Source organism: Protofrankia sp. Cr1 (genome assembly GCF_963555865.1).
Lineage (GTDB): Bacteria > Actinomycetota > Actinomycetes > Frankiales > Frankiaceae > Protofrankia.
In genome coordinates, this window is record NZ_CAUVXO010000633.1 from 1 (window position 1) to 2,899 (window position 2,899).

Genomic DNA, 2,899 nt, shown 5'->3' on the forward strand with positions numbered 1-2,899 from the left:
TCTACACCGTCTAATTCGTCGGCAGCGTCAGATGTGTATAAGAGACAGGGGTGACGCTGGTGACCCGGCCGATCGCGTGGATCCGGACGCCGTTGGCCAGGCGGAACCGGACCGAGGGGTGGGATTCGTCGAAGCGCCGTCCGACCAGCGCGGCCTGTTCGGCGACCCATTCGAACGCCTCGGTGTCGGCGGCGAACGGGGAGGGATATTCGGTGCGGTGGCCGCCGACCCGCTCGGTGCAGATCATGTTGATGGCGCCGTTGACCTCGATGTCGCTCCACTGCCGGCCGCCCAGGTGCGGCCCGAGCGGGCCGAGGGGGGAGTTCGCCTGGCGGGCGCGCATCCGGACGTCTTCTTCCGAGCCGGGATCGAGGGGCGGGTGGCCGTTGATGGTGCTGCGGTGGCGGGCGAGGGCGAGCTGCTCGGCGATGACCTGTTCGACGATCGCGGCCCGGTCCGCCGCGCCGGGCCGTTGGTGGTCGTGGCGGGTGTCGGTCAGCCGTTGCTGGACCTGTGCGTTGATCGAGGAGACGAGGTCGTCGACGACCGCGGCGTCGGTCCACCGGTCGGGGTAGCCGGTGGGGAGCAGACTCACCGCGCCTCCCCTCGGACGGTCTGCCATCCGGGCCGCGATCCGGGCCGCGCTCCGGGCTGCAATCCGGCCCGCGGGACGAGCCGGGGGCCGGCGTGGCGGGTCATCGGCGGCCGCCGAGGAGCCGGACACCCCGGTCGCTGACCGCGGCGGTGGCCACCGCGCCTGCGGTCTGCTCGGGCACCATCAGGAACACCACGCTGTCCCCGGCGCGGCCGTCCGGGCCTGGACGGTTGATTTCGGTGACGGTGAAGTCGCGGACGAGCACCGACGCCACACCGGTGCCCTTGTCGAAACCGAGAATGTCGACGTGTTCCCCCGGTCGCAGGGTCGCCGAGGGCAGCGCGTCCGCGGCGACCCGGACGCCGAGCGCGACATAGCCGTCGGGTGGGGCCACCGAGCCGACCATCTCCGGGGTGACCAGCGTGCCCGCGGGGAGGTCCAGCAGGAGCGGTTTGCCGACCAGGGCTTGGCGGGCGACCTGCGGGGTGGTCAGCCGGGCGGCACCGCCCTGCGCGGTGATCCGGATGACGGCGAGATCCGCCGGGGTCACCACCTGCCCGCGGGACAGCGGGCGGGCGAGTGCCACGACATCGAGCTGGGGCTGGTTGTCGGCGGCGAACCAGACCGCCCCGCCGGCGCCGGCGATCATGAGTAGGAGGGCGAACGCCGCGTTCGCGGAGCGGCGGGACCGCGACACCGACGGTGTCTGGCGTGACCGCGGGGACGGGCGGGAGCGGCCCGGCGGGTCCTCGACCCCGACGGTTTCGGGCCGCCAGCCGGGTGTGGTCGTGCTCATCGGCCGGCTCGTTCGATGGCCTGGATCTGCCCGACGACGACAGGCACGTCGGTGGTCGTGGTCAGGGGCGCGAGCGCGCCGGTCTCACCGTCCGATGCCGTCCACCCGATCTGCCAGCGGATCGTGAGCACCGCCGGCCAGGCCCGGCCGCCCGGCGCGACGGTGGAGGCGTCCCGGTAGGTGTAGGAGCAGGCCGGGGGACGGTCCGGCTCCGCCATCCCGGTGGTGAACACCGGCCCCGGCCCGGTGCACGCCACCGCCGGCGAGCCGTCACCCGGCTGGAACTCCAACGTCTGCGGGACGGCGGTCACGGTCACGGTGGCCCCGGGGATCGTCGCGGTCGCGGTGACCGGCGCCCACTGGCCGGGCGCGGCGAACCACACCGGCACGTTCACCACCGCCGAGCCGGCGGTGACGTTCGGGGAGAACACGCCATGCGGGACGGGGAGGGTGCGTCGGATCTCCGCCGACGCGGTCGCAACCAGGTCGGTGGCGGCCGATACCCGCAGCCACTGCCAGGTCGCCACCGTGCCGTCACAGACCCGGCCGTAGAGCCGCAGCCGGGTGCCGTCCGGGTAGTCCCTGTCCATGATCGACAGCAGCTGTAGGCCCTCGAGATGCATGTCCCGGGTTGCCTCGGATGCCGGCACCCAGCGGCAGACCGGCGCCGTCCCGGCCGACGATCGTGGCCCGGCGTCCTGCCCCGCGGTCGTGACCGAACTGAGCAGCTCCCGCAGGTCGTCATCGGTGGACACCTCGCCGGTCGTAATACCACGATTGTTGGTCCAGCCAATTCCGTCCGCGGCCGCGGTAGCAGCCGGGAGGAGGAGCCACAGAGCAATTGATCCTATGATCACGCGGAGGCCGAGCTGGGTGGAGGGCATCGGTTCACCCCCTTCCAGGTATCCACGACCTGGACTGTGTTGATCTTCCATGTGCCCTGCTCAACCCAGGTAACCCGGGTGCGTTCACTCACCGGTTTGTTGCTGATGACGATCTCGCGTCCGTCCGGTGCTCTGTTCACCGCGTCGTACAGGACGCCGTCGTCGTATCCGCAGACCGTCGCAATCACCCGGCCGGTGGGCGGAAGGCTCTCCACGGCGACATTCTCGAGCACGTAATAGCTTTCCGGTCCGGCCCGGCCGGCAAGACGCCGGCTGGCCAGCCCTGCCATCCAACTCGCCACATCTGCCCGGGCCGGGGCCGGCGGGGTGTAGCGGCCGAGCAGGTCAGCCACCCGGGCCTGATCGCCGGGCGCCGCGACCGCCGCGAGGTAGGACCGGTAGAAACCCTCCTGCGCCGCAGCCACTTGCAGGCGGGCCTGGGCCTGTGGGTCCGGGGTGGGCGGGATCGTCCCGAGGGTGGAGGCCGCCGGACTGTCGCTGCTGTTTGGTCCGGGTTTCGAGCGCTGGTCGCATCCCGTCAACGCGACGAGAACGCAGGAAATGGTCACGGTCATCACCAGGAAACGGGTCGGCGACAGGCGAGGGCACGGCATTACACAACTC

3 protein-coding genes are annotated in these 2,899 nt (G+C 71.7%); all 3 read right to left on the minus strand.

The features are described from left to right. Positions 1-695 precede the first annotated feature (695 nt). Positions 696-1,391 carry an SAF domain-containing protein gene (locus U9980_RS27085; protein WP_322770522.1) on the minus strand — a complete coding sequence of 232 codons (696 nt, stop codon included), beginning with the start codon at positions 1,389-1,391 and terminating at the stop codon, positions 696-698. Then, positions 1,388-2,275, minus strand: coding sequence for a hypothetical protein (locus U9980_RS27090; protein WP_322770523.1), 888 nt, complete (start codon positions 2,273-2,275; stop codon positions 1,388-1,390). Before U9980_RS27090 ends, U9980_RS27085 begins: the two co-directional genes overlap by 4 nt. Then, positions 2,245-2,899 (minus strand): hypothetical protein (locus U9980_RS27095; RefSeq protein ID WP_322770524.1); only part of this gene is annotated, 655 nt, incomplete at its 5' end. The genes U9980_RS27090 and U9980_RS27095, both read right to left, overlap by 31 nt.

Excerpts from the sequence above, each read along its gene's own strand:
- U9980_RS27090 (WP_322770523.1), bottom strand. The coding sequence starts at position 2,275 with ATGCCCTCCACCCAGCTCGGCCTCCGCGTGATCATAGGATCAATTGCT.
- U9980_RS27085 (WP_322770522.1), bottom strand. The coding sequence starts at position 1,391 with ATGAGCACGACCACACCCGGCTGGCGGCCCGAAACCGTCGGGGTCGAG.